Origin of the sequence: Pseudomonas sp. TH37, assembly GCF_016650735.1 — a bacterium.
Lineage (GTDB): Bacteria > Pseudomonadota > Gammaproteobacteria > Pseudomonadales > Pseudomonadaceae > Aquipseudomonas > Aquipseudomonas farris.
This window is the reverse complement of record NZ_JAEKFD010000004.1, coordinates 344,673-366,999: the sequence shown is the minus strand read 5'-3', so window position 1 is coordinate 366,999 and position 22,327 is coordinate 344,673. Positions and strand designations below refer to the sequence as shown.

28 protein-coding genes are annotated in these 22,327 nt (G+C 58.2%); 14 read left to right on the top strand and 14 right to left on the bottom strand.

All coding sequences use genetic code 11. The features are described from left to right. Nucleotides 1-223 precede the first annotated feature (223 nt). From JFU11_RS13735 to JFU11_RS13725, 3 genes are read left to right on the top strand one after another with little or no spacing between them, the layout of a single operon-like run. The gene (locus tag JFU11_RS13735) at nt 224-1,363 is read left to right on the top strand and encodes a Gfo/Idh/MocA family oxidoreductase (RefSeq protein WP_123722057.1); all 1,140 of its coding nucleotides are present in this window, start codon (nt 224-226) and stop codon (nt 1,361-1,363) included. Next, nucleotides 1,360-2,463, top strand: a complete 1,104-nt coding sequence (locus JFU11_RS13730; protein WP_201087406.1) for a sugar phosphate isomerase/epimerase family protein — start codon at nt 1,360-1,362, stop codon at nt 2,461-2,463. Before JFU11_RS13735 ends, JFU11_RS13730 begins: the two co-directional genes overlap by 4 nt. Before the next feature lie 50 nt (nt 2,464-2,513). Next, the gene (locus tag JFU11_RS13725) at nt 2,514-3,746 is read left to right on the top strand and encodes a nucleoside permease (RefSeq protein WP_201060906.1); all 1,233 of its coding nucleotides are present in this window, start codon (nt 2,514-2,516) and stop codon (nt 3,744-3,746) included. Nucleotides 3,747-4,044: 298 nt separating this feature from the next. On the opposite strand, the gene JFU11_RS13720 is transcribed toward JFU11_RS13725, so the two are convergent. Beyond that, nucleotides 4,045-4,905 (bottom strand): CAP domain-containing protein, encoded by an 861-nt coding sequence (locus JFU11_RS13720; protein ID WP_201060905.1) that lies wholly within the window; start codon nt 4,903-4,905, stop codon nt 4,045-4,047. A gap of 252 nt (nt 4,906-5,157) precedes the next feature. Here JFU11_RS13720 and JFU11_RS13715 point away from each other — a divergent pair, with 252 nt between their 5' ends. The 3 genes from JFU11_RS13715 (at nt 5,158) to JFU11_RS13705 (ending at nt 7,529) form a co-directional block, all read left to right on the top strand. After that, nucleotides 5,158-5,970, top strand: coding sequence for an AraC family transcriptional regulator (locus tag JFU11_RS13715; RefSeq protein ID WP_201060904.1), 813 nt, complete (start codon nt 5,158-5,160; stop codon nt 5,968-5,970). Nucleotides 5,971-6,060: 90 nt separating this feature from the next. Beyond that, nucleotides 6,061-6,447 carry a cupin domain-containing protein gene (locus JFU11_RS13710; protein WP_201060903.1) on the top strand — a complete coding sequence of 129 codons (387 nt, stop codon included), beginning with the start codon at nt 6,061-6,063 and terminating at the stop codon, nt 6,445-6,447. A 260-nt stretch (nt 6,448-6,707) separates the two neighbouring features. After that, on the top strand, nt 6,708-7,529 hold the full coding sequence (locus JFU11_RS13705) for a MinD/ParA family protein (protein WP_123722064.1): 822 nt from the start codon (nt 6,708-6,710) through the stop codon (nt 7,527-7,529). Between the two features lie 48 nt (nt 7,530-7,577). Here JFU11_RS13705 and JFU11_RS13700 read toward each other — a convergent pair whose 3' ends face one another. The 3 genes from JFU11_RS13700 to JFU11_RS13690 are packed head-to-tail and all read right to left on the bottom strand — an operon-like array spanning nt 7,578 to nt 9,245. Then, a complete protein-coding gene (locus JFU11_RS13700) occupies nt 7,578-8,063 on the bottom strand; it encodes an adenosine-specific kinase (RefSeq protein ID WP_123722065.1) in 486 nt (161 codons plus the stop codon). A 48-nt stretch (nt 8,064-8,111) separates the two neighbouring features. Then, entirely contained in the window at nt 8,112-8,615 is a 504-nt protein-coding gene (locus JFU11_RS13695) for an SLATT domain-containing protein (protein ID WP_123722066.1), read from the bottom strand. Between the two features lie 57 nt (nt 8,616-8,672). After that, the gene (locus JFU11_RS13690) at nt 8,673-9,245 is read right to left on the bottom strand and encodes a thioesterase family protein (RefSeq protein ID WP_123722067.1); all 573 of its coding nucleotides are present in this window, start codon (nt 9,243-9,245) and stop codon (nt 8,673-8,675) included. 111 nt (nt 9,246-9,356) lie between these two features. On the opposite strand from JFU11_RS13690, the gene JFU11_RS13685 reads away from it, so the two are divergent. Both JFU11_RS13685 and yfcF read left to right on the top strand, forming a co-directional pair. Next, on the top strand, nt 9,357-10,322 hold the full coding sequence (locus JFU11_RS13685) for a helix-turn-helix domain-containing protein (RefSeq protein WP_201060902.1): 966 nt from the start codon (nt 9,357-9,359) through the stop codon (nt 10,320-10,322). A 111-nt stretch (nt 10,323-10,433) separates the two neighbouring features. Further along, entirely contained in the window at nt 10,434-11,066 is a 633-nt protein-coding gene (gene yfcF, locus JFU11_RS13680) for a glutathione transferase (protein WP_123722069.1), read from the top strand. Between the two features lie 15 nt (nt 11,067-11,081). On the opposite strand, the gene JFU11_RS13675 is transcribed toward yfcF, so the two are convergent. Beyond that, nucleotides 11,082-11,879: an alpha/beta hydrolase gene (locus tag JFU11_RS13675; protein WP_123722070.1), complete on the bottom strand. Its 798-nt coding sequence runs from the start codon at nt 11,877-11,879 to the stop codon at nt 11,082-11,084. Between the two features lie 133 nt (nt 11,880-12,012). On the opposite strand from JFU11_RS13675, the gene JFU11_RS13670 reads away from it, so the two are divergent. Both JFU11_RS13670 and JFU11_RS13665 read left to right on the top strand, forming a co-directional pair. Next, nucleotides 12,013-12,402: a c-type cytochrome gene (locus JFU11_RS13670; RefSeq protein ID WP_201060901.1), complete on the top strand. Its 390-nt coding sequence runs from the start codon at nt 12,013-12,015 to the stop codon at nt 12,400-12,402. Between the two features lie 124 nt (nt 12,403-12,526). Then, nucleotides 12,527-12,862 (top strand): hypothetical protein, encoded by a 336-nt coding sequence (locus JFU11_RS13665; RefSeq protein WP_123722072.1) that lies wholly within the window; start codon nt 12,527-12,529, stop codon nt 12,860-12,862. A gap of 151 nt (nt 12,863-13,013) precedes the next feature. Here the strand turns inward: JFU11_RS13665 and JFU11_RS13660 are convergent, their stop codons facing one another. Then, the gene (locus JFU11_RS13660; RefSeq protein ID WP_038982729.1) at nt 13,014-13,319 is read right to left on the bottom strand and encodes a hypothetical protein; all 306 of its coding nucleotides are present in this window, start codon (nt 13,317-13,319) and stop codon (nt 13,014-13,016) included. Between the two features lie 305 nt (nt 13,320-13,624). Then, the gene (locus tag JFU11_RS13655; RefSeq protein WP_123722073.1) at nt 13,625-14,017 is read right to left on the bottom strand and encodes a VOC family protein; all 393 of its coding nucleotides are present in this window, start codon (nt 14,015-14,017) and stop codon (nt 13,625-13,627) included. Nucleotides 14,018-14,216: 199 nt separating this feature from the next. Here JFU11_RS13655 and JFU11_RS13650 point away from each other — a divergent pair, with 199 nt between their 5' ends. Further along, nucleotides 14,217-15,152, top strand: a complete 936-nt coding sequence (locus JFU11_RS13650) for a Ppx/GppA family phosphatase (protein WP_201060900.1) — start codon at nt 14,217-14,219, stop codon at nt 15,150-15,152. A 19-nt stretch (nt 15,153-15,171) separates the two neighbouring features. Here JFU11_RS13650 and JFU11_RS13645 read toward each other — a convergent pair whose 3' ends face one another. The 5 genes from JFU11_RS13645 to JFU11_RS13625 form a co-directional block, all read right to left on the bottom strand. Continuing rightward, nucleotides 15,172-15,345: a hypothetical protein gene (locus tag JFU11_RS13645; RefSeq protein ID WP_187326467.1), complete on the bottom strand. Its 174-nt coding sequence runs from the start codon at nt 15,343-15,345 to the stop codon at nt 15,172-15,174. After that, nucleotides 15,342-15,704 (bottom strand): hypothetical protein, encoded by a 363-nt coding sequence (locus JFU11_RS13640; protein WP_201060899.1) that lies wholly within the window; start codon nt 15,702-15,704, stop codon nt 15,342-15,344. Before JFU11_RS13640 ends, JFU11_RS13645 begins: the two co-directional genes overlap by 4 nt. Nucleotides 15,705-15,913: 209 nt before the next feature. Continuing rightward, complete coding sequence (locus JFU11_RS13635) at nt 15,914-16,393, bottom strand: YbaK/prolyl-tRNA synthetase associated domain-containing protein (RefSeq protein ID WP_123722076.1); 480 nt, start codon at nt 16,391-16,393, stop codon at nt 15,914-15,916. 18 nt (nt 16,394-16,411) lie between these two features. Beyond that, a complete protein-coding gene (locus JFU11_RS13630; protein WP_123722077.1) occupies nt 16,412-17,170 on the bottom strand; it encodes a TSUP family transporter in 759 nt (252 codons plus the stop codon). Nucleotides 17,171-17,174: 4 nt separating this feature from the next. Continuing rightward, a complete protein-coding gene (locus tag JFU11_RS13625; protein ID WP_201060898.1) occupies nt 17,175-18,260 on the bottom strand; it encodes a TauD/TfdA family dioxygenase in 1,086 nt (361 codons plus the stop codon). Nucleotides 18,261-18,369: 109 nt separating this feature from the next. Here JFU11_RS13625 and JFU11_RS13620 point away from each other — a divergent pair, with 109 nt between their 5' ends. Continuing rightward, a complete protein-coding gene (locus JFU11_RS13620; protein WP_201060897.1) occupies nt 18,370-19,299 on the top strand; it encodes a LysR family transcriptional regulator in 930 nt (309 codons plus the stop codon). A gap of 113 nt (nt 19,300-19,412) precedes the next feature. On the opposite strand, the gene JFU11_RS13615 is transcribed toward JFU11_RS13620, so the two are convergent. Then, nucleotides 19,413-20,081 carry a TetR/AcrR family transcriptional regulator gene (locus tag JFU11_RS13615; RefSeq protein ID WP_201060896.1) on the bottom strand — a complete coding sequence of 223 codons (669 nt, stop codon included), beginning with the start codon at nt 20,079-20,081 and terminating at the stop codon, nt 19,413-19,415. A gap of 129 nt (nt 20,082-20,210) precedes the next feature. On the opposite strand from JFU11_RS13615, the gene JFU11_RS13610 reads away from it, so the two are divergent. Then, nucleotides 20,211-21,428 (top strand): MFS transporter, encoded by a 1,218-nt coding sequence (locus JFU11_RS13610; protein ID WP_201121308.1) that lies wholly within the window; start codon nt 20,211-20,213, stop codon nt 21,426-21,428. Between the two features lie 68 nt (nt 21,429-21,496). Here JFU11_RS13610 and JFU11_RS13605 read toward each other — a convergent pair whose 3' ends face one another. Then, nucleotides 21,497-21,949 carry a thiol-disulfide oxidoreductase DCC family protein gene (locus JFU11_RS13605; RefSeq protein WP_201060895.1) on the bottom strand — a complete coding sequence of 151 codons (453 nt, stop codon included), beginning with the start codon at nt 21,947-21,949 and terminating at the stop codon, nt 21,497-21,499. A 114-nt stretch (nt 21,950-22,063) separates the two neighbouring features. Here JFU11_RS13605 and JFU11_RS13600 point away from each other — a divergent pair, with 114 nt between their 5' ends. Then, a complete protein-coding gene (locus JFU11_RS13600; RefSeq protein WP_123722083.1) occupies nt 22,064-22,291 on the top strand; it encodes a hypothetical protein in 228 nt (75 codons plus the stop codon). Nucleotides 22,292-22,327 lie beyond the last annotated feature (36 nt).

Here is a 22,327-nt window from a genome sequence, read left to right as displayed (position 1 = left end):
ACCTCGTTATCGAACCGGCAGATGTAAACATGGCCGGCGAGCTTACCGCAGTCCGGCCGTGCGCTGAAATGACCTTCATTTTTAATCCAAGGTTTGACACCTGAAGTAACTGAGCCTAAATTTCCGGCATGATGTAACCGGTTACATCATAGTCAAACCTGAGCGCTAATCCGCCCCGAACAAGAGAAAATTCGCGATGAATGTTGCAACGGCAAAAATAAGAATGGGGTTTGTCGGGGGCGGCGAGGGCGCCTTCATCGGCAAAGCCCACCGCCAGGCCGCCGGCCTCGATGGTCGTTTTGAACTGGTGTGCGGTGCATTCAGCCGAGACGCCCGCAACAATCAAGACACCGGCGCCGCGCTGGGATTGTCCGCCTCACGCTGCTACAGCGACTGGCAGCAGATGCTGGACAGCGAGCACGCACTGCCTGCCGACCAGCGCATGGAGCTGTTGGTCATCGTCACTCCCAATCACTTGCACGCGCCGATCGCTAGCCAGGCACTGAGCGCGGGTTTTCATGTGTTCAGCGAAAAGCCTGCGGCACTGAATCTTTCCGAACTGCTGGCGCTCAAGGCAGTGGTGAAAAGCAGCGACCGCCTCTATGGACTGGCCCACACGTATCTGGGTTATCCGATGGTCTGGCAGGCGCGCAAGATGGTGCGTACCGGCGTGATCGGCGCTGTGCGCAAGGTCATCGTCGAATACCCGCAAGGCTGGCTGAGCCGGGATGTGGCCGGGCAGGGCAACAAGCAGGCGAGTTGGCGCGATCAGCCCGAGCAGTCCGGGCTGGGCGGCTGCATCGGCGACATCGGCACCCATGCCTTTTCACTGGCCGAATTCGTCGCGGACCAACCCATCGAACAGGTGTGCGCAACCTTGGGTTCGCACATTGCAGGGCGGCAACTGGACGATGACGCGGCGATGCTGTTCAAGATGGCCGCCGGGGCCAGCGGGGTGTTGATCGCCAGCCAGGTCTGCGCCGGCGAAGAGAACCCGTTGAAGATTCGCGTCTATGGCGACAAGGGCGGGCTGGAGTGGCGTCAGGAAGAGCCCGCGAGCCTGATCCATCGTTCCCTCGATCAACCGTTGAGCATCCTTCGTTCCGGTGTCGGTCAGCCCTGGTTATGCGAGGCCGCCAGCCAGCGCATGCGTTTGCCTGCCGGGCATCCCGAAGGTTATCTCGAGGCCATGGCCAATCTCTATGGTGATTTTGCCACCGCGATCCGCAGCAACGTCGAAGGCAACGATGCCCCCGGCGTGCCGGGCATCGACGTCGGGTTGCGTGGCATGGCGTTCATCGAAGCGGTGGTCGCCAATCATCGCGGCGACGCGAAGTGGACCGAACTGGTCTGCAACCCATGAATCCGGAGAACCCTCCCGTGAACCACACCTCCCCAACACCGACAGGCCTGCGCGGCCCGGGTATCTTCCTCGCGCAGTTCATGTCCGCCGAAGCGCCCTTCGACACGCTCGCCAACATTGCTCATTGGGCTGCAGCGCAGGGTTACAAAGCCATTCAATTGCCGACCCTGGGCACGCAATATATCGACTTGGCGCGCGCCGCCGACAGTCAGGATTATTGTGATGAATTGAAAGCCGTTTGCGCCCAGGCAGGTGTCGAAATCAGCGAGCTGTCGACGCATCTGCAGGGCCAACTGGTGGCGGTGCATCCGGCGTTCGATACGTTGTTCGATGACTTTGCCCCCGCGCATTTGCGCGGTCAGCCTCAGGCTCGAACCGAGTGGGCCATCGATCAGTTGAAGCTCGCCGCGCGCGCCAGCCAACGCTTGGGGCTGAAGGCGCACGCGACGTTTTCCGGTGCGCTGCTGTGGCCGTATGTTTACCCATGGCCGCAACGCCCGAGCGGTCTGGTCGAGCAGGGGTTTGCCGAACTGGCCAGGCGCTGGTTGCCGATCCTTGATTGTTTCGAGCAAGCCGGTGTGGACCTCTGCTACGAGATCCATCCCGGCGAAGACTTGCACGACGGCGCCTCGTTCGAGCGTTTCCTTGAGGCCGTCGATCACCATCCGCGCGCCGCGATTCTCTACGACCCGAGTCATCTGCTGCTTCAGCAAATGGACTATCTGGGCTTCATCGATCGCTACCACGAGCGCATCCGCATGTTCCACGTCAAGGACGCCGAGTTCCGGCCCGATGCTCGCTCGGGTGTCTACGGCGGTTATCAAGGTTGGGTCGATCGGCCTGGCCGCTTCCGTTCTTTGGGTGATGGGCAGATCGATTTCAAATCGATTTTCAGCAAATTGACGCAGTACGACTTTGCCGGCTGGGCGGTTCTGGAATGGGAGTGTTGTCTGAAGGATTCGGAGCAGGGCGCCGCAGAAGGAGCGGCCTTTATCCAGCAGCACATGATCAGCAAAACCCGAAAGGCGTTTGACGATTTCGCCAGCGTGACCTCCGACGAGCGTTTCAATCGACGGCTATTGGGTTTGCCCGACGCCTGAAAAATCTGTTTGCCCCTCTCTCCAAAAAAAACAATAAGACGGTGACTGATATGACCACGATGACTGCGCGATTAAGCGTAATGATGTTCTTGCAATTCTTTATCTGGGGCGGGTGGTTCGTGACCCTCGGCACCTTCCTCTCCAGTAATCTGGGGGCCAGTGGCGGGCAGATCGGCATGGCGTTCTCGACGCAGTCCTGGGGCGCGATCATCGCGCCTTTTGTGATCGGTCTGATTGCCGACCGCTACTTCAATGCCGAGCGCATCCTCGCGGTGTTGCATCTGATCGGCGCGGTGCTGCTGTTGCAACTCTATCGAGCGCCTGACTTCAGCGCGTTTTACCCGTTCGTGCTGGCCTACATGATGATCTACATGCCGACGCTGGCATTGGTGAATTCGGTGGCGTTCCGGCAGATGCGCGACCCGGCCCTGGAGTTCTCACGGATCAGAGTATGGGGCACCATCGGCTGGATCGTGGCGGGCGTGGTAATCAGCTTTGTATTTGCCTGGGATTCGCAACAAGCGATCTCATCCGGTGGCTTGCGCAACACGTTTCTGATGTCGGCCATTGCCTCATTTGTGCTCGGAATCTACAGCTTCAGCCTGCCGCGTACCGCGCCACTCAAACCTGAGCCGGGCAGTGTCGGCTTAAAGCAAATGCTGGGGCTGGACGCCTTGGGTTTGTTGAAGGACCGCAGTTACCTAGTGTTCTTCATTGCCTCTATTTTGATCTGCATTCCATTGGCGTTTTATTACCAGAATGCCAACCCGTTTCTGGCGGAAATCGGCGTGACCAATCCAACCGCCAAGATGGCGATCGGGCAAGTCTCGGAAGTGCTGTTTATGTTGCTCCTGCCGCTGTTTATTCAGCGTTTTGGCATCAAGATCGCGTTGTTGGTGGGGATGCTGGCGTGGGCGTTGCGCTACCTGTTGTTCGCCTACGGCAACAACGGAGATCTCGCCTTCATGTTGTTCACCGGCATCGCCTTACACGGCATCTGCTACGACTTCTTCTTTGTTTCGGGGCAGATCTACACCGATGCCAAAGCGTCGGAGCGTTTCAGGAGCTCCGCGCAAGGGTTGATCACGCTCGCGACGTACGGTTTGGGCATGCTGATTGGCTTTTGGGTGGCCGGGCAGGTAACCGATCACTATGCGTCGGCTGAGAGCCATGACTGGAAAAACATCTGGCTGTTCCCGGCAGGGTTTGCGTTGGCGATATTTTTCTGTTTTTCGCTGGCCTTCAAAGGGCGGCAACGCGTGGCAGCGCCGTCGAGTATTTGAATCATGACCCGAGTCTGAAAAACACCCGTCAGTTAAGGTGCACAACCTGTGGGAGCGGGCTTGCTCGCGAAAGCGGTGTGTCAGGCGACATCAATGTCGACTGTGCCGCCGCCATCGCGGGCAAGCCCGCTCCCACAGTGGTCGGTGTTGTTTGCAAAATTGGTGTACGTCGCCAATCCCTTTGTGGAAGTGGGCTTGCCTGCGATGGCGGCTGATATGGCCTCATCGCGGGCAAGCCCGCTCCCACAGAGTTTGCGATTAATTGACTGGGATTTTGGGGTTATGGAGTGCGCTTCACTCAAGGCGCGCCAAACAGCATCGTCCAATAAACACCCTCATCGCTGCGCGAATCGGCGGCATAGGCTGCGCCGACCTGGGTAAACATCGGGTTCATCAAGTTGGCGCAATGCCCGGGGCTGGCCAGCCAGCCGGCCATTGCTTTGTTCGGTGAGCTTTGCCCGGCGGCGATGTTCTCGCCGATCTGACGGCCTCGATAGCCGGCGGCTTTGGCCCGATCCAATGGCATATCACCGTCGGGATCGCGGTGGGCGAAGTAATTGCCGTAGGCCATTGCCTTGCTGTGCCCTTGCGCGGCGGCCCCCAGAGCGGCATTCCAGGTCAACGGTCGTGCGGCGGCAAAGCGTTGGCGCCCGCACAGGCGGGGCCTGGCCCGCGCCGCATTGACCTGTGCCAGCAACGCCTTGCCCGCTTCTCGCGAATCGCCGACACGTCCGTCGAGCACTGGTTGCGCCAGCACCACCTGCCATTCGCTGCGGGAGCGAGTGACGCCGATGTCGGCGAACTGAGTATCGAGCAGCGCCCCGCAATGGTCGCTCTCAAGCATGTCAAACGCCTCATCGGCATCTTGCGCGCCGACCACGCGAATGGTCCGCACCGTCACCGCTTGATAGCCCTTAGCTTTCAAGGCGCTCCGCAAACCGCCGCCATAGCCGACCGGCAACGCCAGGTTCGATTTCAGCGACAGCGGCCGCAACGGCTTGACCGTACGCCCCGCACAGCGATCGGGATCGGCGCGATAGTCGTTGATGACCTCCACCAGTTGTCGCTCTCCACTGGCATGGGCGGGGCTGGCGAGTAGCGGGAGCAAAGGCATCAGGCACAGAGAGATAAAGCGACAGCAGCGGACGGTTGGGCGCATGAACGGACAGCTCTGATGAGATGACGACGAAAGGGGGACAGGAACGAGCAATGACCGTAGGAGCGCTTCGTTGGGTGAGCTTCTTTTACGGCACGGCTAAGACTGCGGGTCTGAAGACTGGTTCACGAGGGGAAGAGACAAATTTAGCGGCGCCGCCGTGGGGGCCGATTCAGGCATGCACTGGTCAGTCCGCCGGGGACATCGGACACGCTGACTGGTACCGTACTGACATCATTCAGGTGGTACAGGGACATGACGAAAGCCAGGGGTGACAAGGACTGGGTAAAGCGCTCGGCTCAGCCGTTGAAGATGGAGCGCATCGAAGCTTTTTTTGGCGGCCACGGGTTTACACCGCATCGCCACGACACGTACGCCATCGGGCGAACGCTGTCGGGTGTACAAAGCTTCCAGTACCGCAACACCAAGCGTCACAGCCTGCCCGGGAAAACCATCGTTTTGCATCCGGACGAGGTACATGACGGTGAAGCCGGTACCGAAGCGGGTTTTCATTATCGGATGATCTACATCGAGCCCGCTTTGATTCAGCAAGTATTAGGCGGCAAACCCTTGCCCTTCATCGAGGGTGGTATATCCAGCGACCCACGGCTTTATGCCGCGACCCAGGTGCTGCTGCAAAACCTCGACGCTTGCATCGAGCCCCTGGAAGAAGACGATGCCATTTACGATCTCGCGCAGGCGCTGGATGTGAGCTCGGGGCAACGCGGGCGGCGCAAGTCGTTTGACTTTGTAGCGGCCGAACGCGCGCGTGCGCTGATTCATGAGTCGCTGGATCGAGTCATTACCCTGGAGGAGTTAGCTCAGGCGAGTGGTCGAGACCGCTGGAGCCTGAGCCGTGATTTTCGTGCGCTGTACGGCACGAGCCCCTATCGATACATGACTCAACGACGCCTCGATCTGGCAAGAGCGTTGATGTTCGGGGGCTACTCGATGGCGGAGGCGGCCGTCTCCGCAGGCTTTTTCGATCAAAGCCACATGACGCGTCAATTCGTCCAGACCTACGGCGTCTCACCCGGTCGATGGATGAAAAGGCTGGGCCTTGTTTAAGGGCGTTCGACTTGCACAATCATGCAATACGCAGTGCTGATCCTCTCCTAAAGTCAGACCTCGATAACTTGGCTAGTGAGGGCGACTCAAATGCATTCCCAACCCGGCGTGACAACCTGCACCGCGATTAACTTTGCCGAAAAGTTTGCTTTGTTCAGCGAGCAATGGGCGCCCAAGGTCGTTGCCGAAATGAACGACTACCAGTTCAAGGTGGTGAAAATCGAAGGCGACTTTGTCTGGCATTCCCACGCCGACACCGATGAAACCTTCATCGTCCTCGAAGGCGAGCTTCGCATTGATCTTCGAGAGGGCGCCGTCGTGGTCAGGCAGGGAGAAATGTACGTCGTCCCCAAGGGCGTCGAACACAAGCCTTACGCTGAGCGAGAGGTGAAGATGTTACTGATCGAGCCGCGTGGCGTGCTGAATACCGGCGATCAGGAGGGGGAAAGAACCGCAATCAATGACGTCTGGATTTAGACGCTTCAGTGTTTTCTCCATTTTTGTATGAGGGCTTTGAGACTCTATCGGTACATCTGCCAGCAAGCATTCAGGAACGCAGTGTCATTCTCTGAATCAACGAATCAGCAGCGTTTTCGTTGAAAAAGGTCGATGACAGGTGGCGAAGTGCCTCTCGTCGGAAGACAACGCGGCTATTTCGCGCTTTTCAGCTATTCTTGCGGCATCTGGACGGTGGCCATGACGTACTGGCACACGATGCGCAAGGAAGGGAAAACAAAATGGATGATGTGCATTGCGTGCAAGTTATCGCTGTAACTGGCGGTAAAGGTGGCGTGGGCAAGACAACGGTGGCGGTTAACCTTTCGTTGGCGCTGGCAAAAATGGGGCGGCGCGTCGTATTGCTGGACGCCGATCTGGGCCTGGCGAATATCGATATTCTCTTGGGGCTGACGCCGCGCTACACACTGGCCGATGTCATCGAAGGGCGCTGCGAGCTGTCTGACGCGCTATTGCCTGGGCCTGGAGGCATTCGTGTTGTCCCGGCCTCTTCGGGCTTGCAGAGCATGATTCATCTGGAGCCGGCGCAATACCGTGCGCTGATCCAGTCCTTTAGCGATATTGGCGATAAGCTGGATGTGCTGGTAATCGATACGGCCGCCGGTATCGGTGGCTCAGTGGTCAACTTCATCCGCGCGGCGCAGGAAGTGATGGTGGTCGTGTGCGATGAACCCACCTCAATCAGCGGCGCCTATGGGCTGATCAAACTGCTCAACCTGAACTACGGTCTGCATCGTTTTCGCATATTGGTCAACATGACGGGAAGTCCGGCAGAAGGCCGCAATCTGTTTGCCAAGCTGGAAAAGATTACCGACATGTTCCTGGATGTCTCGCTGCAATACGTCGGCGCGATACCCAACGACGAATGTGCGCACAAAGCCGTGCAGAAGGGGCGTGCGGTGTTTGAAGCCTTTCCCCGCTCCAAATGCGCTCAAGCCTTCCAGGCCCTGGCTCACAACGTGGACTCCTGGCCATTGCCGACTCATCCGAGAGGGCATGTGGAGTTTTTTGTTGAGCAACTTGTGCAGAATTCGGGCAGGTGAGGCGCAAAGCCTGCCTTGTGCGGGCTTTTCCGTTTACACAGACTCAAATCACAACTTGTAGCCGATCTGCCGCAACAGGTTCTTGCGCCACAAAATATCTTCATCACCTTCTATGTCTTTGGCACAGAAGCCATCCACCACGCCCAGAATCCCGCGCCCCTGTTCCGTCTCAGCAACAATCACCTCAGTTGGATTGGCCGTTGCACAAAAAATACGGCACACCTCTGGAACCGTTTTGACGGCGTTCAACACGTTCAGCGGATAGAAACCGTCGCCCAGGAAAATGATGAAGCTATGGCCCGCGGCAATGGTTTGCGCATTTTTCTGTGCAAGTTCGATCATGGCGGTATCGGTGCCGGACCATCGCACCAGGCATTTGCCGGAGGCTTCACAAAAGGCCACGCCAAACTGGATGCCTGGCACGGCGTTGACCAACGCTTCGTGGATGTCCTCGACGGACTTGATGAAGTGCGTCTGGCCCAAAATGAAATTCGTTGCTTCCGGCTTGTCGATTTTCAACGTGATGAGTTGCATTTCAAACGCCTCCTTTCACGATGCTGCGAACCAGAGTCTGGCCTCTAATCAAGCCGGGACGGTGTCTTGCTCTGCTGGCGGTGTCTCTGTGTAGACGCGAACTTCACCCAGTTTTCTTATCGTCGACTTAGGCAAGGTCGGCGCATCAAGAAGAATCGAATCAATGCGCTTGCGGATGTCAAAAACGATTGGGCCCAGGATAGCCTCGTCCTTGCCGCTGGCGATTTCGTCCTGAATCTCACGAGATATCGCCCCGAGTTTCTCGGCGGTGTCTTTGTGCCCGGCAGCCCGGGTGTCAAAGTTCAGGAAGGTCTGAACCGAACTCAACACCAGGGTCAGGAGTGACAGCACGCCGGCTACGTATTGGAGCCATACGGGTGAGGAGTCACTGATTGAGCCAAAGACGCTGGCGCTGACGATCGCCGACAGAACAACGCAGGGGATACCCAGTTTCCAGCTGAACTTCTCGAAATCCCGGGCACTGATTTCGTGTTCAATCTGCAACCGAACGATCATGCGATTCCATTTGGTCAGTAGCTCGAGCCGGCTCATGGTTGCAGTCCTTGGCAGGGGGATTCAGAGGAATATTAGCTTCTATTTGGCCGCCTGTTAGGGTTCGCAGACAGTATGACGCTGAGGCGCCAGGCCTTCTTCCTCTCGGAGCTGGCGGCTCATGTCGTCGCAGCTCTGCGACCAGGTTGTCAGCCACGGCGACATCTCGGGTGACTGTTCCGCCAATCCCAGTTCCCGGACAAATTCGGCAGGTGAGACCGTACCTTTGGCCGCACGGAACAGGCCCCGCATGATGACGACGCCAATTACCCGTCCTTTGCTCACGAAGCGGTGTTCCATAAAGCTCCACTTATCGTCCCAGCCGAGTATGCGGGTATGAATCTCGAACGATTCGAACAACTTCAGCTCCCGCCGAAACTTGCCCCAGGTATCCCCAACAATCGGCACGGCTCTATGGCGCAGGGCCACTCGATAGGCACCGCTGCGCAGGACGAAGTCCATGCGGCCTATGTCGGCCATAGTGAAATAACGGCCATTGGTGACGTGCCGGTTGAGGTCAAGATCAAGCGGCCAGACGCGCATGCGGATGACGGTAGTGGCCAGCCCATCAACCGGCTTGCGCCATGGGCGACGAAACAGCATGAGGAACAGTCGAAACCAGAGATTCATAAGGATGCCGAGGGTTGAGTAGATCGGTGCACTTTAGGGCGGAGAAATCGGATAAGGTAGGTGCACAAATGACTTTTTTCATGCGAAAAGCGCAATCTGGATCATTCATTCATGCACGTTACTCTGCTACTGGCTGATCAATGTTCCGCCGCCAGCGCCACCTTGGCGCTGGAGGTGCTCAGTGCCGCCAACTTGTTCGCCGATACTGCCAGCGCGCCGTTTGATGTGGTCGTCGCCTCATTGGATGGCGGTGACGTCGCCGGGTGGGGCGGGCAGACGCTACGCGTGGACCGATCCATCGACGAAGTCTGCCGAACCGATCTGGTGGTGATCCCGGGATTCCTCTTCACGCTGAAGGACGCCTTGCCTGCATTTGCGGGTTATGGGCCGTGGTTGCGTCAACAGCATGCGCAAGGTGCTGTTGTGGCTTCAATGTGTACAGCGACGTTCATGCTGGCCGAAGCGAGAATGCTGGACGGTATTCGTGCCACCACGCACTGGGCCTTTGCCGACCTCTTTCGCCGTCGGTATTCCGCGGTCTGTCTGGAGGAGGAACAAATCCTTTGCGAGGACAATCGCGTTATCACCTGCGGGGGGGCGAGTGCTGCTATGGATCTTTTGCTGCACCTCATCCGCCGGTTCGCTTCACTGGAGCTGGCGCAGAAGTGTGGTAAATATTTGTTGGTCGACAACGTGCGCAGCGAGCAATCGGTCTATGTCATGTGGTCATTGCCGAAGAACCATGGGGATGGCGATATCCTGCGTGTTCAAGATTGGCTGGAGGATCACTTTCATCAGCCGCTGTTGATCAATGACGTGGCCCAGCGATTCGGGTTCGGCGTCAGGAACTTCAAAAGGCGTTTCAAGGAAGCCACTGGTTATACGCCGCTGACCTATCTGCAAGCGCTACGCGTGGAGAGGGCAAAGCAGCTTCTTGAATCGACACGAATGACGCTGGACAGCATCACCTATAAAGTCGGGTACGAGGATGGCAACTCCTTTCGCAGGCTTTTTCGGCAGCGAGTGGGCCTGCTTCCAGCGGCCTACCGGAAGAAGTTTCAACCGAGTGCGAGCTGAGCGGCTGTCAATCGCAGGTATTCCGCAGAGGAATGCCCCCATAAAAATCATGAATTTTCTTTATGGCATTGGATCTCGTAGCGTGTCTGCTCACCATATGGAGATGACCCCGTGAATGATTCCCGCCTGCGCCTGTACGTTGATGCTCAATTCACCAGCCCCTATGCCATGTCGGCTTTCGTGGTCCTTCGCGAAAAGGGCATCGAATTCGAACTGAGCCCGCTGGACCTCGACGCATTCGAAAACCAGTCAGAAGACTATGCCAGCCTCTCGCTGACCCAGCGCGTACCGACGCTCGTGCATGGCGACTTTGCCTTGTCTGAATCCTCGGCGATCACTGAATACCTGGAAGATGTGTTCCCCCAAACGCCGGTCTACCCGCAAGAGCTGATGCAACGCGCGAAGGCACGACAAGTCCAGGCGTGGCTGCGCAGTGATCTGCTGCCCATTCGGCAGGAGCGATCCACACTGGTGGTGTTTTATGGCCTCAAATCAGCGCCCTTGTCGCCCGCTGCCGAGTCGGCCGCGCGCAAGCTGATCGGTGCCGCACAAGCGCTGCTGGCTGACGGCCGCGAGAACTTGTTCGGGCAATGGTCGATCGCCGATGTGGATTTGGCCTTGATGCTCAACCGGCTGATACTCAACGGTGACGCCGTGCCACTTGCACTGGTGAAGTATGCGCAGCGTCAATGGCAGCGGCCAACGGTGCAGGAGTGGGTCAAATTGCAGCGTCCTGCGCTGTAGCGGTGTGAAGTCAGGTCAACTGCGCTCAATAAATTGCACGATGACCTGATTGACGACCTCAGGATGCGTAATCGGCCCCATATGACCGAGCCCCTCGAGTTCCACCACTTCAACGTTCGGCAGTGCGCCGGTTAGCAGCCGCGCCACTGCCCGTGACGATGCCGGTGAGTCCTTGCCGACCATGAAAAGTACCGGCAGGTTGAGCGAGCGGAACGCCTGTAATGGCGTCGGCTCGTTCAACAATGCGTGAGCCCAGCCCTGCACATTGGCCACCGCGGCGGCGATGGAGGGCTTGCGTTGTTCCGGGGTTTGCTCCCAGGCCCCGGCACCCATCCAGTAGTCAATGAAATGCTGGGCCGCTGCGTCGAGGTTGCCCGCCTCAAGCGCGAGCCCGGCGTTTGCGACGACTTCACGGATGGCATCCGCCTCATTGGGTGGAGGCGATTCAGCGTCGAGCAGGGCAAATAATGTTGGCTCATACAAAACCATGGCGCGCACCCGGCCGGGGTTCTGCAGCGCCGCGATCAACGCCACTGCCCCGCCATAAGAGTGACCGACCAGAATGAGTGGTTCGCCGGCGCGGGCGAGCACCGGTTCGGCGAAGCGCGCCTCTTCACTGAGGGTGACGATTCGATCGGTGGGCCATGCCGGGCTCTTGCCGGCGCCAAACGAGTCGAGCGCCAGAACCCGAAACTTTGCGGCCAGGTGATCTTGCAGTCCGCGCCACTGCACCGAGTGACTCGCATTGGCGTGAAAGCAGACAACGCCCGGTCCCACGCCTGAGTCCCGGTAAAAGGGTTCGACGGGTTTCATTCTGGCTCTCCTGCAACGACGTTAAAGAGACGAAGAGAGTTATAGATTAACTTCAAGGCTTCGGTGTAGCAGCCAGTCATGATGAAATAGCCGCCCGTTTTTGCTGTCAGCAATACCTGATTTGGAGCACCACATGAAAAACGCCGCCATCCTTACCTTCGCCTTGATGCTCAATACCGGGTTATTCAGCCTGCAAGCCGAAGCGGCGGGGGATGCTGAAGCCGGTCAGAAACTATTTAACCGTATCTGCGGCGGCTGCCATCAAGTAGGGACTTTGGCGCGGGGTTCTTTTGGTCCGCAACTCAATGCGATCTTCGGGCGCCCTGCGGGAAGCACGACGGACTATCAGTACTCAAGCGCGATGAAATCATCAGGCCTCATCTGGACTCGCGAAACACTTACCGCCTACATCGAAGCGCCAAAAGAAGTGGTTCCCGGAACCCGGATGATTTTCTGGGGCCTTAGCGACCCGGAGAAGGTCGAAAACCTGCTGGCCTACCTTCAGACCTTTCAGCCGCAATAATCTTTGCCTTATCAAAATGTTTGCCGCGTAAAGGCTGTACAAGTGATATCAATAAGCCACTTCATCCGTTAAAGTATGCGCCGCCCGAGAGACGGATCCCGGGTATTTCTAATGGAGTGACTCAGTGAATTATCTCAGCAAAGTTGTTGCCGTAGCCCTGTTCGGTCTGGTTCTGGCGGGTTGCACCGGCACCCCGATGAAGACTCAGCAGTACGACAGCAACCAGTACACCGTTGTCGGCCACAGTGAAGCGACTGCCACTGGCCTCCTGCTGTTTGGCCTCATCCCGATCCAGCAGAACAACCGTTTCATCCGCGCTCAGAACGCCGCGATCAAGGCCCGCGGCGGCGACGCGATGATCAATACCCAGGTGCAGGAAAACTGGTTCTGGGCTTGGGCTCTGACCGGTTACACCACCACAATCTCCGGTGATGTGATCAAGCTGAAAACCGTTCAGTAAGCGACAGGCTCTGCCTGTGTGGCGAGCGAGCTTGCTCGCGCTGGGCTGCGTAGCGGCCCCAAAAATCCGACAGCAATTGCCGATTTTGTGAGTGCTACGCATTCAAGCGGGAGCAAGCTCCCTCGCCACAGGTTCACTCATTGATCGCACCTCACCCCCAGGCTTTTCCGAGCTCCTCCAGACCCGCGTCTTGCAGGTTCTGCGCACTCATGACCACTCGGAATTTGCAGTTGGCCTGGAAGTTGAGAAAGAAGGGTTCCGCATATCCGGGAATTTCGGAAGGGTCCTCAATATCGATCAGAAAAATCCCACTTCGCATTCCATCCTGCTCAGTGAAATAAGTCGCCTCTGGCTTAATGGTTTCCAGCACGCGGTTCATGATTTCGCCGATTTTCCCGGACCTGACATGCGCGTTGAAAGGCTCATGGGGAAACTCGACCATCAGTAGCATTTTCATTATTCGATACTCTGTTGAGGTGGCGTGCTCCTTACCCGGATCCTTACTCCTGACGATGATGCCGCAAGCCGTGCGTTCAGCCGTGCCAGCGGTGGTGTGTGGTTAAGAATAGCGAAGGGTGAGAGGCTGCCGGGGCAGAGTTACGGACGGTCATTCTTGATGAATCGGCGGCGAGGCGAAGGGCTTGTTGGCTGAAGTTATGCAGTTATGTGATGAAAGCAGTTTTATGCAACGTGGCTTTGAGCGTTCGAAGAGAGACATGCCAGCATCGCCTATACAGGCGATGCCGACTCACCGATCCCCGATTACTGCTGTACCGGCGTGCAGAGTTCTACCAACGTTCCGTCAGGGCATCGAACGTAAGAGACGATTTGTCCCCAGGGCTTGGCGCTTGGTGCGGAAATTTCGGTGGCTCCCGCCTTCAACGCTCTGGCGTGCGCCGCCGGAACGTCCTCGGTCACCAGGCCTACTTCGATTCCGAGTGGTTTGGAGGAGGAATGTGCCGAGACATGGCCCGTGCTGAAGTTCATCGCGGCCAGTTCATCGGCGGCGAATGCCAGCGCGGTTTCCCCGGTTTCGAGTTCGCCGTAGGTGTTGGACTCATGGAGGAAGCGAACGCTAAACCCGAAGGCTGACGAAAAGAACTGGAGTGAGGCAACGACGTCCGGGACGTAGATGATCATGTAGCCAAATTTCATGAACGGGCATTCCTTGTCGTGTTAATTGAGTGGCAAATCACGGTTACCCAGGCAGGTTTACCCTGTGCCTGTTCTTTTGAAAAGGCTAAAGGGTGTCATCACGGTGTCATCGAACGAATGGCAAGCTCCTCGCAAACCGTCTTGAGCGCTCAGACGGAACTCCGTCTGCGGGCTGATGAATTTGCCAGGAATCCCCCTTATGAAAGGAGACGCCTCCCTGTTTGCGGCCATTGACTTGGGGTCCAATGCGTTTCGCATGATGATCGGCCAGTCAGTCAGGCGCAATCAGGGGTTCATGATCCAGGAAGTGAAAACCTTGCGAGAGCCTGTCCGTCTGGCGGAGGGGTTTCAGGGAGGGGCGCTGGACGAGTTGGCGCTGGATCGGGGGTGGCAAGCGCTCGCGCGATTTGGCAAAAAACTGCGCGGCTTTGAGGCCGGTCGCGTGCGGGCAGTGGCGACCAGTGCGGTCCGCGAAGCCGATAATGCCCAACTGTTTCTGGCCAGTGCGGAGCGGCACCTGGGCTTTCGTATCGATGTCATCTCTGGGCATGAAGAGGCGCAACTGGTGTACGCCGGTGTTGCCCATGCGATACCCAGTACAGAAAATATGCGCCTGGTCGTGGATATCGGCGGCGGCTCTACTGAATTGATTCTGGGGCAGGGCGCTCAGCCTCTCTTGACCGAGAGCATTGCCATTGGCAGCGGCACTTTTGGCGCGCGTTACTTTCAGGGCGGCTGTATATCGGCGAAGGCGCTCCTGGAGGCCGAGCGCGTGGCCACTCTGCAGTTTGAAAAAGTTACCCGCCGTTATCGCGCGCTGGGTTGGCAGCAAACTATTGGCTCTTCAGGTACTGCACGGATGCTGGCCAAAGTGCTCAAGGCCAATGGTTTGAATGACGATGGTCAAAGCGGTATCACCTACGGTGGTCTGTTGCGCTTGTCGTTGCGTCTGCTGGAAGTGGGGCATGTTAAACAACTCAAATTGGCGGGCTTACCACCCCATCGCCTGAATATTTTGCCCGGTGGCCTGGTGCTCATGCTGGCGGCGTTCAAGGTATTCGGCATCTCGCACATGAGTCCTTCCGAGCCGGGTTTAAGGTTGGGCGTTCTACATGGTTTGATGTCCAAACACTAAATGACGCCGCTGCTGTCAATCACGTTATTGGCAAAACGTTGTTGTAATCATCACTGTGAAGATCTGGCAGTGACGCTTGAGTATCACCGCTGATCCCTTTGACGATCCAGTCGGGCACTAAAAACGCATGAAAAAACCCGGCTGATGAGGCCGGGTTTTTTGGTTGAGTATTGCGGTAAAGCCACTCATTCATGCTGCACGATTCTGAATCAGACGATCCGAACCACCTTCAGCGACGCGATTCTCGATCAGACGATCCGAACCACCTTCAGCGACGCGGTTCTCGATCAGACGATCCGAACCACCTTCAGCGACGCGGTTCTCGATCAGACGATCCGAACCACCTTCAGCAACGCGATTCTCGATCAGACGATCCGAACCACCTTCAGCGACACGGTTCTCGATCAGACGATCCGAACCACCTTCAGCGACGCGGTTTTCGATCAGACGATCCGAGCCGCCTTCAGCGACGACCGGGTGAGTAGAGGAAGCGGCGAAAGCGTTAACTGCAAAAACCGAGAAAGCGATGCTGAGGAGGATTTGGCGTTTCATGATGGTGTGCTCCGGGGTGTTATTGGTTGGGTATGGAGCGGATGTTACGCCGAGGATTTTTTATGAGAACTTCATTGACGTGATGGTGACTATCGATGCCAGCAATGGTTGAAAGGTAGTGAGCAAGTGCCGCGTTCTCGCCGAGACCGGCCGGCGCCATGAGCGCCCCCTTGCTTGAGCGGCATTCTCCCCACGCAGTAGCGGTGTACTCAGGTCTGGCTGATATCCAGCAACCGAGGCTTTGCAATCGCCAGATAATCCTGCGTATCGAGCACCATCGACGCATCCAGCCGGCCAGCGTTGAAGGCTATTTCGCTATAGCCGGTGGTCAGGGCCGGGTCAACGATCAATTGAATCCGTTCATCGAAGACGAAAGGAGGGATGGCGCCGATCCGGCACCCGGTCAATTCCATGGCGGTTTCGGCCTTCACCAGTTCGGCTTTTTTCCCGCCCAGCGCCGCTCCGACCTTCTTCATGTCGAGCTTCTGGTCTCCCGGCAGTATCACCAGGGCATACGGTTCGGCCTGACCCTTGAGCGAGCAGAGCATGGCCTTCGCGCCCTGGCCGGGTTCGGTGCCACGGATTTCGGCGACCCGCGCCGACTGGCCCTCGGCATCGTGCATCAATACCCGGTAAGAGGCTGCGCGGGCATCGAGTAGCGCCACCAGACGATCGAACATGGGATGCATGTAGTTTTCCTCAGGTTTTTACAGGAACAGGTCGTAAGACAGTTTGCTGATCAGGATTACCAGCAACACCAGGAACAGAGCCCGGACAAAGGGCACGCCTTTATGAACCGCCAGCCAGGTGCCGGTCAGCGCACCCAGGATGTTGAATGCCGCCATGGGGATTGCGATCAGGTAGAGCACGTTACCCGTCGGAATGAAGAATATCAGCGCCGCCACATTGGTCGCGATGTTCACCAGCTTGGCCGACGCCGAGGCATGAAGGAAGTCGAAGGCGAAGCAGCGGATAAACAGGAAGATCAGAAAGCTGCCAGTACCGGGACCGAACAGTCCGTCGTAGAAGCCGATGGCACCGCCGATGACGATCGCCAGCAGTTTTTCCTTGGTACCGATGTGCATGGGTTTGTGCAGGGCGCCGAAGTCCTTTTTCCAGAAGGTGTAGATCGCCATCAGCACGATCAACACCAGCACCGCCGGCCGGATCATCGACTGGGGTACGAACGACACCGTGGCTGCTCCGAAGAAGGCCATGACAAAGGCCGCACAGGCGGCGGGGATGACCAGACCCCAGTCGATCACCACCTTGCGCACGAAGGACCGGGCCGCGAATGCGGTACCGCAGGCCGCTGCGACTTTGTTGGTACCCAGCAGCGCCGCCGGTTGTGCCGTGGGCAGTACGTTGAATAGCGCGGGTATCTGGATCAGTCCGCCGCCGCCCACCGCCGCATCGATCAGGCCGGCGGCGAAGGCGAACACGCAAAGGATGACAATATCGACCATGAAATCAGGCTCTGACGATGAAGGGTTGGTGAGGGTTCAGCGGCACCATACGTGCCGGGTCATTGACCCCGAAGACGCGCAGCATCCAGCGGTCCCGGCCGTCGTAGCGGGGGGTAAAACCGTCCCGGGCATGCAGGGTTTGCTGGTTCTTGAAAATCAGCATGTCCCCCGGTTGTAGCAGTATGTGGTGCACGACATCGGGATGATTGGCGGCGGCGGAGAACAGTTGCAGGGCAAACTTCGCGTTGGCACAGGTCGCTTCGACACTCGCCTTGTTGTAGCGGCAATACAGACCACCGGTTGCGTTTCTGTACAGTAGGGGGGCGTTTTCCAACACATTACCCTGCTTGCCGAAGGAGGCTGGTCGGCGAATAGCGAAGTTCGGTTGTGACAATTCTTCTTCGACGGAGGCCGGCAGCATGGCCAGCACCTCGTCAATGGCGACGATGCGCGTCGGCACGTCGAGCTCGCAGCGCAGGCCAGTCAGGGACAGGTACTCCGGACAGGCCGACAACTGCGAGACGGGTTCGCAGGTCAAGGGCAGGTGAGGGTTGTCGACATGCATGTCCAAGTCCGCGCGCGAGCCATAGGAGCTCTTTTCGGTCTCTCGCTTGCGCTTGGGCGATACGTGGCGGAACACCGTGTTGTCGCTTTCACCCTCGTACGCCAGCGGACGGGTTTGCAGGGTTTGCAGCACGGACAGGATAGCCCCGGCCAGAACCGACAGATTCTCGATACCCGGCTCCCTGTCGTAGGGCGTGGCGGGCAGTTGCGGGTCCAGCGGCAGCCCCCTGACGATCATCGCCACTTCACGGGCCTTGGGAAAGTTACGCAACTGCTGGATTTTCTCGGTGCACAGGACACTCTCCAGCAACTGCCCCAAGGCCGGCATGTGGCGGATACCCGAGGCGCTGTCGGTCACGGCCAGGGATGCCAGGCTGGCTTGAAGCGTGCGCTGTTCTTCGAACGACAGATGAATTTGCGGTATCTCCTGTCGGGTCGAAGTCGCTGATCTTTTTTCCAGCCATTCAGGAATTTCTTCACCGATACGGGCTGCGGATTTCCCGACTATTTCATCCAGCTTCGACACGTCCTTCTGCTCCTGTTGCCTACATCCTTGTGAGTTGAGCGGGAAGGTTAACGGAAGGGTCTTTTTTGTGTTGCAATGTTACGTTGTGAAAAGTGCAATGAGGTGGCCAGTGGCATTGAATATGTTGGGGGAACTTGAAGCCTTCGCGACGGTGGCTCGCAAGCGCAGTTTCGTCGCGGCGGCACGTACTCTGGGGCGCTCCCCCAGCGCGCTGACCCGTGCCGTTCAAGCCCTGGAGGAAAGTGTCGGGGTCAAGTTGTTCAATCGCTCGTCCAATGCCGTGAGTTTGACCGAGGCGGGCGAGCGCTTGATGCCTCACGCTTACAAAATGCTGGATCTGCAACGTGAGGCGGATGAAGACTTGGCCGGCCTCAGCGGCCTGGCCTACGGCTGGATCCGCTTTTCCGCCCCCGAGTTTCTCGGACATGGGGTATTGCCCCGGTTGATCGCGCAGTACAGCGAGCGTTATCCAGACGTGAATGTCGATGTGATTTTCACCGATGAGACCATCGACCCGGCCAAGAGCAAGCTGGACTTCTCGATTCGCGGCGCGTTTGCGCAATCCAGTGACCTGATCGGCTATCCGCTCTGGAATTATTCACGTTACCTGTATGCCAGCCCCGGGTATCTGGAGCGGCGCGGGATGCCCGACTCCATTGAGGCGCTGGAATCGCACTCGCTGATCCTGCATACGGCGCCGCGGATTCTCAAGGAGTGGAATTTTCGCAGTGAAGAGCAGGCCATCAGCTTTCGGGTTCATCCAAAGTTTCGTTTCAGCTCCGGTTTAGCGGTATTCCACGCGGCCCTGGCGGGCGTCGGGATTGCCCGCCTGGCGGACTGGATGGCGGAGCCCGAAGTGGAAGCGGGGCGCCTGCTGCGGGTCTGTCCCGAGTACAAGCTCACCTCCAGCAGCGGTGAAAGCCCACAGATGCACGCGGTGTACCCTGCCGGGAATCTGCCGCTGCGGGTGAAGTCGTTGTTGGAAGTGATCCGTGGCTTTGGCGACAGCCTTGGGCGAAAGTATGCGGTGACGCTTTAGGCGGCTGGACGTTGATCCTCAATCAGTGTGAGGCGACCTTAGGCTGAGTCACCAATGAGCGTTTTTGGCAGTTTCGCAATCGCCTCGCGGCACAAGCCTGGGCTTTACGCACATCACTCACTGGTTGAATCAATCAGTCCCTTTTCGTCATTGCGATCTGTGGGCAGCACGGTAGTGGCCGCATTGTCCCACGTCAGCAGTATCTGGGTGATGGCCGCATCAATGACCTCATGCGGCGTGTTATCCCGAGCGAGGATGGAAATGCCCTGCAGGAAACTGTCGAACATCGTAGCCATCGCGGGCGCGTGAATATTGCCCGGCAACTGACCGGCACTGACACCTCGCTCAACACACGCAAAAATCCCCGCGCGAGTGTGGGCGCGAGATTGGGTCAGGGCATCGACTACCCGCGCATTCTCCGGGCTGGGCGCGCTCATTACGCTGAGGGACACCATGCAGCCCTTGGGATGGCCATCTTCACACTGCATGCGCGCTGACTGGCGCAGCGCGGTCTCTATGGCTTGGCGGGGCGGCAGGCTCTCGTCCCACAGGCATTCGGTGACTTGGGCGAACGTCGCCAGGTAACGTTGCACACACTCATCAAACAACGCTTCCTTGGAACCGAACGCCGCGTAAAAACTCGGTGCGGAAATTCCGCCACCCAGTCTGGCTTTCAACTGAGCGAGGGAGGTCGCGTCGTAGCCGTGTTGCCAGAACAGGTGCAAGGCCTGCTCCACCGCGTGGTCGCGGTCGAAAGTGCGAGGGCGGCCCATTTGCGCCATTTCAAAACTCCTCTGGATGACGATATAGATACTAGTCGATACATAAGTCGTTGACAACGAGCGCCGGCAGCCCTCAACATTTATATCGATCGGTATTTAAGTCTGAAATCCTCACTCAAGGAGTTTCCCGTGACACCCTCAATCACCTTATCGGCAGCGCCGGACCGCCTTCCCATCGGAGCCTTGCTCGCCTTGGCCATGACCGGTTTTATCTGCATCGTCACCGAAACCCTGCCCGCGGGCCTGTTGCCGCTGATCAGCGAAGGGCTGAAGATTTCCCCCTCCATGGCTGGCCAGATGGTCACCGCCTACGCCCTGGGTTCGGTGCTGGCGGTCATCCCCATGACCATCGCCACCCGCGGCTGGCGCCGTCGTAACGTGCTGCTACTGACCATCATCGGTTTCCTGCTGTTCAACTCCATTACCGCGCTGTCATCCCACTACGGCGTGATCCTGGTGGCGCGCTTCTTCGCCGGCGTCGCGGCGGGGCTGGCCTGGAGCCTGCTGGCCGGTTACGCCCGACGCATGGTCGCGCCTCATCAACAGGGCAAGGCGCTGGCGCTGGCCATGGTCGGCACACCGATTGCCCTGTCTCTGGGCGTGCCTCTTGGCACTTGGTTGGGCGGCCTGGTGGGTTGGCGCACCACCTTCGGCATCATGTCGGCCCTGACCCTGGTGCTGATCGCCTGGGTATTGGTGAAAGTCCCTGACTACCCACCCCAAGCCGCGCACCAGCGCAAGTCGCTGCGCACAGTGCTGACCACGCCGGGCGTGCGCCCTGTGCTGGCGGTGGTGATCAGCTGGATGCTTGCACACAACGTTCTCTACACCTACATCGCACCGTTCGTGGCACCGGCGGGGTTGGGGGATCGGGTGGATTTGGTGTTGTTGGTGTTTGGCATTGCGGCGTTGGTGGGGATTTGGGTGACTGCCAAACTGGTTGAGCCGTTGTTGCGCAAGACTGTGTTGGTGAGCTTGGCGGCGTTTGCGGCGGTTTCCGTGGTGTTTGGCTTTTTGAGTAGCGTGCCTGAGGTGATCTACATCGGCATGCTGGTTTGGGGGTTGAGCTTCGGCGGGGCTGCGACGTTGCTGCAAACGGCGCTGGCGGATGCGGCGGGAGATGGGGCGGACGTGGCGTTGTCGTTGAATGTGGTGGCTTGGAATAGTGCGATTGCGGGGAGTGGAGTGGTGGGTGGGGTGTTGCTGGACAGGTGGGGCGTCGCCTCTTTTCCGTGGGCAATGGTGGTGTTGGTTGCGGTGGGGTTTGTGATTGTCTGGGGCGCTCAGGCCCACGGCTTCAAATCGGGCCCGCGTGCGGCTGGCAGGCCTGCGGTGGCGGGGCACTGAACCACAAAAAAGTCAAAAAATGGTTCTGGATGGGGCTCGGGCGATCCAGTTGATGCGTACCAAGGCGTTCACAGTGGCGCTTTCAAAAAACGTTGCTCATGATCAGGATCAGGCAAAAGGCACGTGTCGTATTTTCCGAAGAGCCAATAGCGATTCAACGCAATGCGATCGTATGCCCAATCTCGAAACTTGCGTGGGAGGCTGCGCAAAAGGTTCACTGGACGCCAAGGGGCGGGCAACTGGGTGATGACTTCGAAAAATGCATCCGAACGCACCCAGTAGTGTCGGTCGCGGATCACGGCCATGGTGTCGAATTGATGCAAGGGCAAACCTGCCCAAGCAAGCAGCGCCTGCCCCTCGGGCGACTGTACTGCCGCCAACCGGACGCGCCGGTGGCGGTCATGGCGGATCAAGAACCTCGCCCAGCCATTGCACAGCTTACATACGCCGTCGAACAAGAGCACCGTCTCGCCTTGCTTGAGCAACGGCGGGGGTGAGGGTCGAATTTGGGATGCTGGCATAAACATGGGTCCAATGGGCCTCGTTATCCGGATCATAGCCGTGCGGTAGAGTTGAAGTCTGCTTTTGGCCCAGAGTGTGTAAAAACGGCCACCACCTTCTACGAGGATCCCACCATGCGCAACTACACCCTGGAATACCTGTTCAACGGCGAACCTCGCACACACATGTTCGAATTCGAGCAGCTTCAACTGCCTGTCCATGAGGCGGCGATGCACCTGCTACAGCTGCACTATGGGGATGGTGAGAACAGCCTGATCATGCCCACTGCGGACGCGACGCCGGCGGAGATTTTAGAGCAGGCTGAGCGGGTAGGGCTGACGCAGATAAAAGTCGTCGATTAACCCGGTTGATGCGAGGTGCCGCGGTCAGCAACGCGC

Bases quoted from the DNA above. Each gene is read 5' to 3' on its own strand.
- JFU11_RS13720 (WP_201060905.1), bottom strand. From the start codon at position 4,905: ATGCGCCCAACCGTCCGCTGCTGTCGCTTTATCTCTCTGTGCCTGATG.
- JFU11_RS13710 (WP_201060903.1), top strand. From the start codon at position 6,061: ATGCATTCCCAACCCGGCGTGACAACCTGCACCGCGATTAACTTTGCC.
- JFU11_RS13685 (WP_201060902.1), top strand. From the start codon at position 9,357: ATGCACGTTACTCTGCTACTGGCTGATCAATGTTCCGCCGCCAGCGCC.
- JFU11_RS13605 (WP_201060895.1), bottom strand. From the start codon at position 21,949: ATGCCAGCATCCCAAATTCGACCCTCACCCCCGCCGTTGCTCAAGCAA.
- JFU11_RS13650 (WP_201060900.1), top strand. From the start codon at position 14,217: ATGAAAGGAGACGCCTCCCTGTTTGCGGCCATTGACTTGGGGTCCAAT.
- JFU11_RS13635 (WP_123722076.1), bottom strand. From the start codon at position 16,393: ATGCATCCCATGTTCGATCGTCTGGTGGCGCTACTCGATGCCCGCGCA.
- JFU11_RS13725 (WP_201060906.1), top strand. From the start codon at position 2,514: ATGACCACGATGACTGCGCGATTAAGCGTAATGATGTTCTTGCAATTC.
- JFU11_RS13690 (WP_123722067.1), bottom strand. From the start codon at position 9,245: ATGAATCTCTGGTTTCGACTGTTCCTCATGCTGTTTCGTCGCCCATGG.
- JFU11_RS13615 (WP_201060896.1), bottom strand. From the start codon at position 20,081: ATGGCGCAAATGGGCCGCCCTCGCACTTTCGACCGCGACCACGCGGTG.
- JFU11_RS13630 (WP_123722077.1), bottom strand. From the start codon at position 17,170: ATGGTCGATATTGTCATCCTTTGCGTGTTCGCCTTCGCCGCCGGCCTG.
- JFU11_RS13705 (WP_123722064.1), top strand. From the start codon at position 6,708: ATGGATGATGTGCATTGCGTGCAAGTTATCGCTGTAACTGGCGGTAAA.
- JFU11_RS13600 (WP_123722083.1), top strand. From the start codon at position 22,064: ATGCGCAACTACACCCTGGAATACCTGTTCAACGGCGAACCTCGCACA.
- JFU11_RS13670 (WP_201060901.1), top strand. From the start codon at position 12,013: ATGAAAAACGCCGCCATCCTTACCTTCGCCTTGATGCTCAATACCGGG.
- JFU11_RS13730 (WP_201087406.1), top strand. From the start codon at position 1,360: ATGAATCCGGAGAACCCTCCCGTGAACCACACCTCCCCAACACCGACA.
- JFU11_RS13700 (WP_123722065.1), bottom strand. From the start codon at position 8,063: ATGCAACTCATCACGTTGAAAATCGACAAGCCGGAAGCAACGAATTTC.
- JFU11_RS13735 (WP_123722057.1), top strand. From the start codon at position 224: ATGGGGTTTGTCGGGGGCGGCGAGGGCGCCTTCATCGGCAAAGCCCAC.
- JFU11_RS13645 (WP_187326467.1), bottom strand. From the start codon at position 15,345: ATGAATGAGTGGCTTTACCGCAATACTCAACCAAAAAACCCGGCCTCA.
- JFU11_RS13655 (WP_123722073.1), bottom strand. From the start codon at position 14,017: ATGAAATTTGGCTACATGATCATCTACGTCCCGGACGTCGTTGCCTCA.
- JFU11_RS13715 (WP_201060904.1), top strand. From the start codon at position 5,158: ATGACGAAAGCCAGGGGTGACAAGGACTGGGTAAAGCGCTCGGCTCAG.
- JFU11_RS13695 (WP_123722066.1), bottom strand. From the start codon at position 8,615: ATGAGCCGGCTCGAGCTACTGACCAAATGGAATCGCATGATCGTTCGG.
- JFU11_RS13660 (WP_038982729.1), bottom strand. From the start codon at position 13,319: ATGAAAATGCTACTGATGGTCGAGTTTCCCCATGAGCCTTTCAACGCG.
- JFU11_RS13640 (WP_201060899.1), bottom strand. From the start codon at position 15,704: ATGAAACGCCAAATCCTCCTCAGCATCGCTTTCTCGGTTTTTGCAGTT.
- JFU11_RS13675 (WP_123722070.1), bottom strand. From the start codon at position 11,879: ATGAAACCCGTCGAACCCTTTTACCGGGACTCAGGCGTGGGACCGGGC.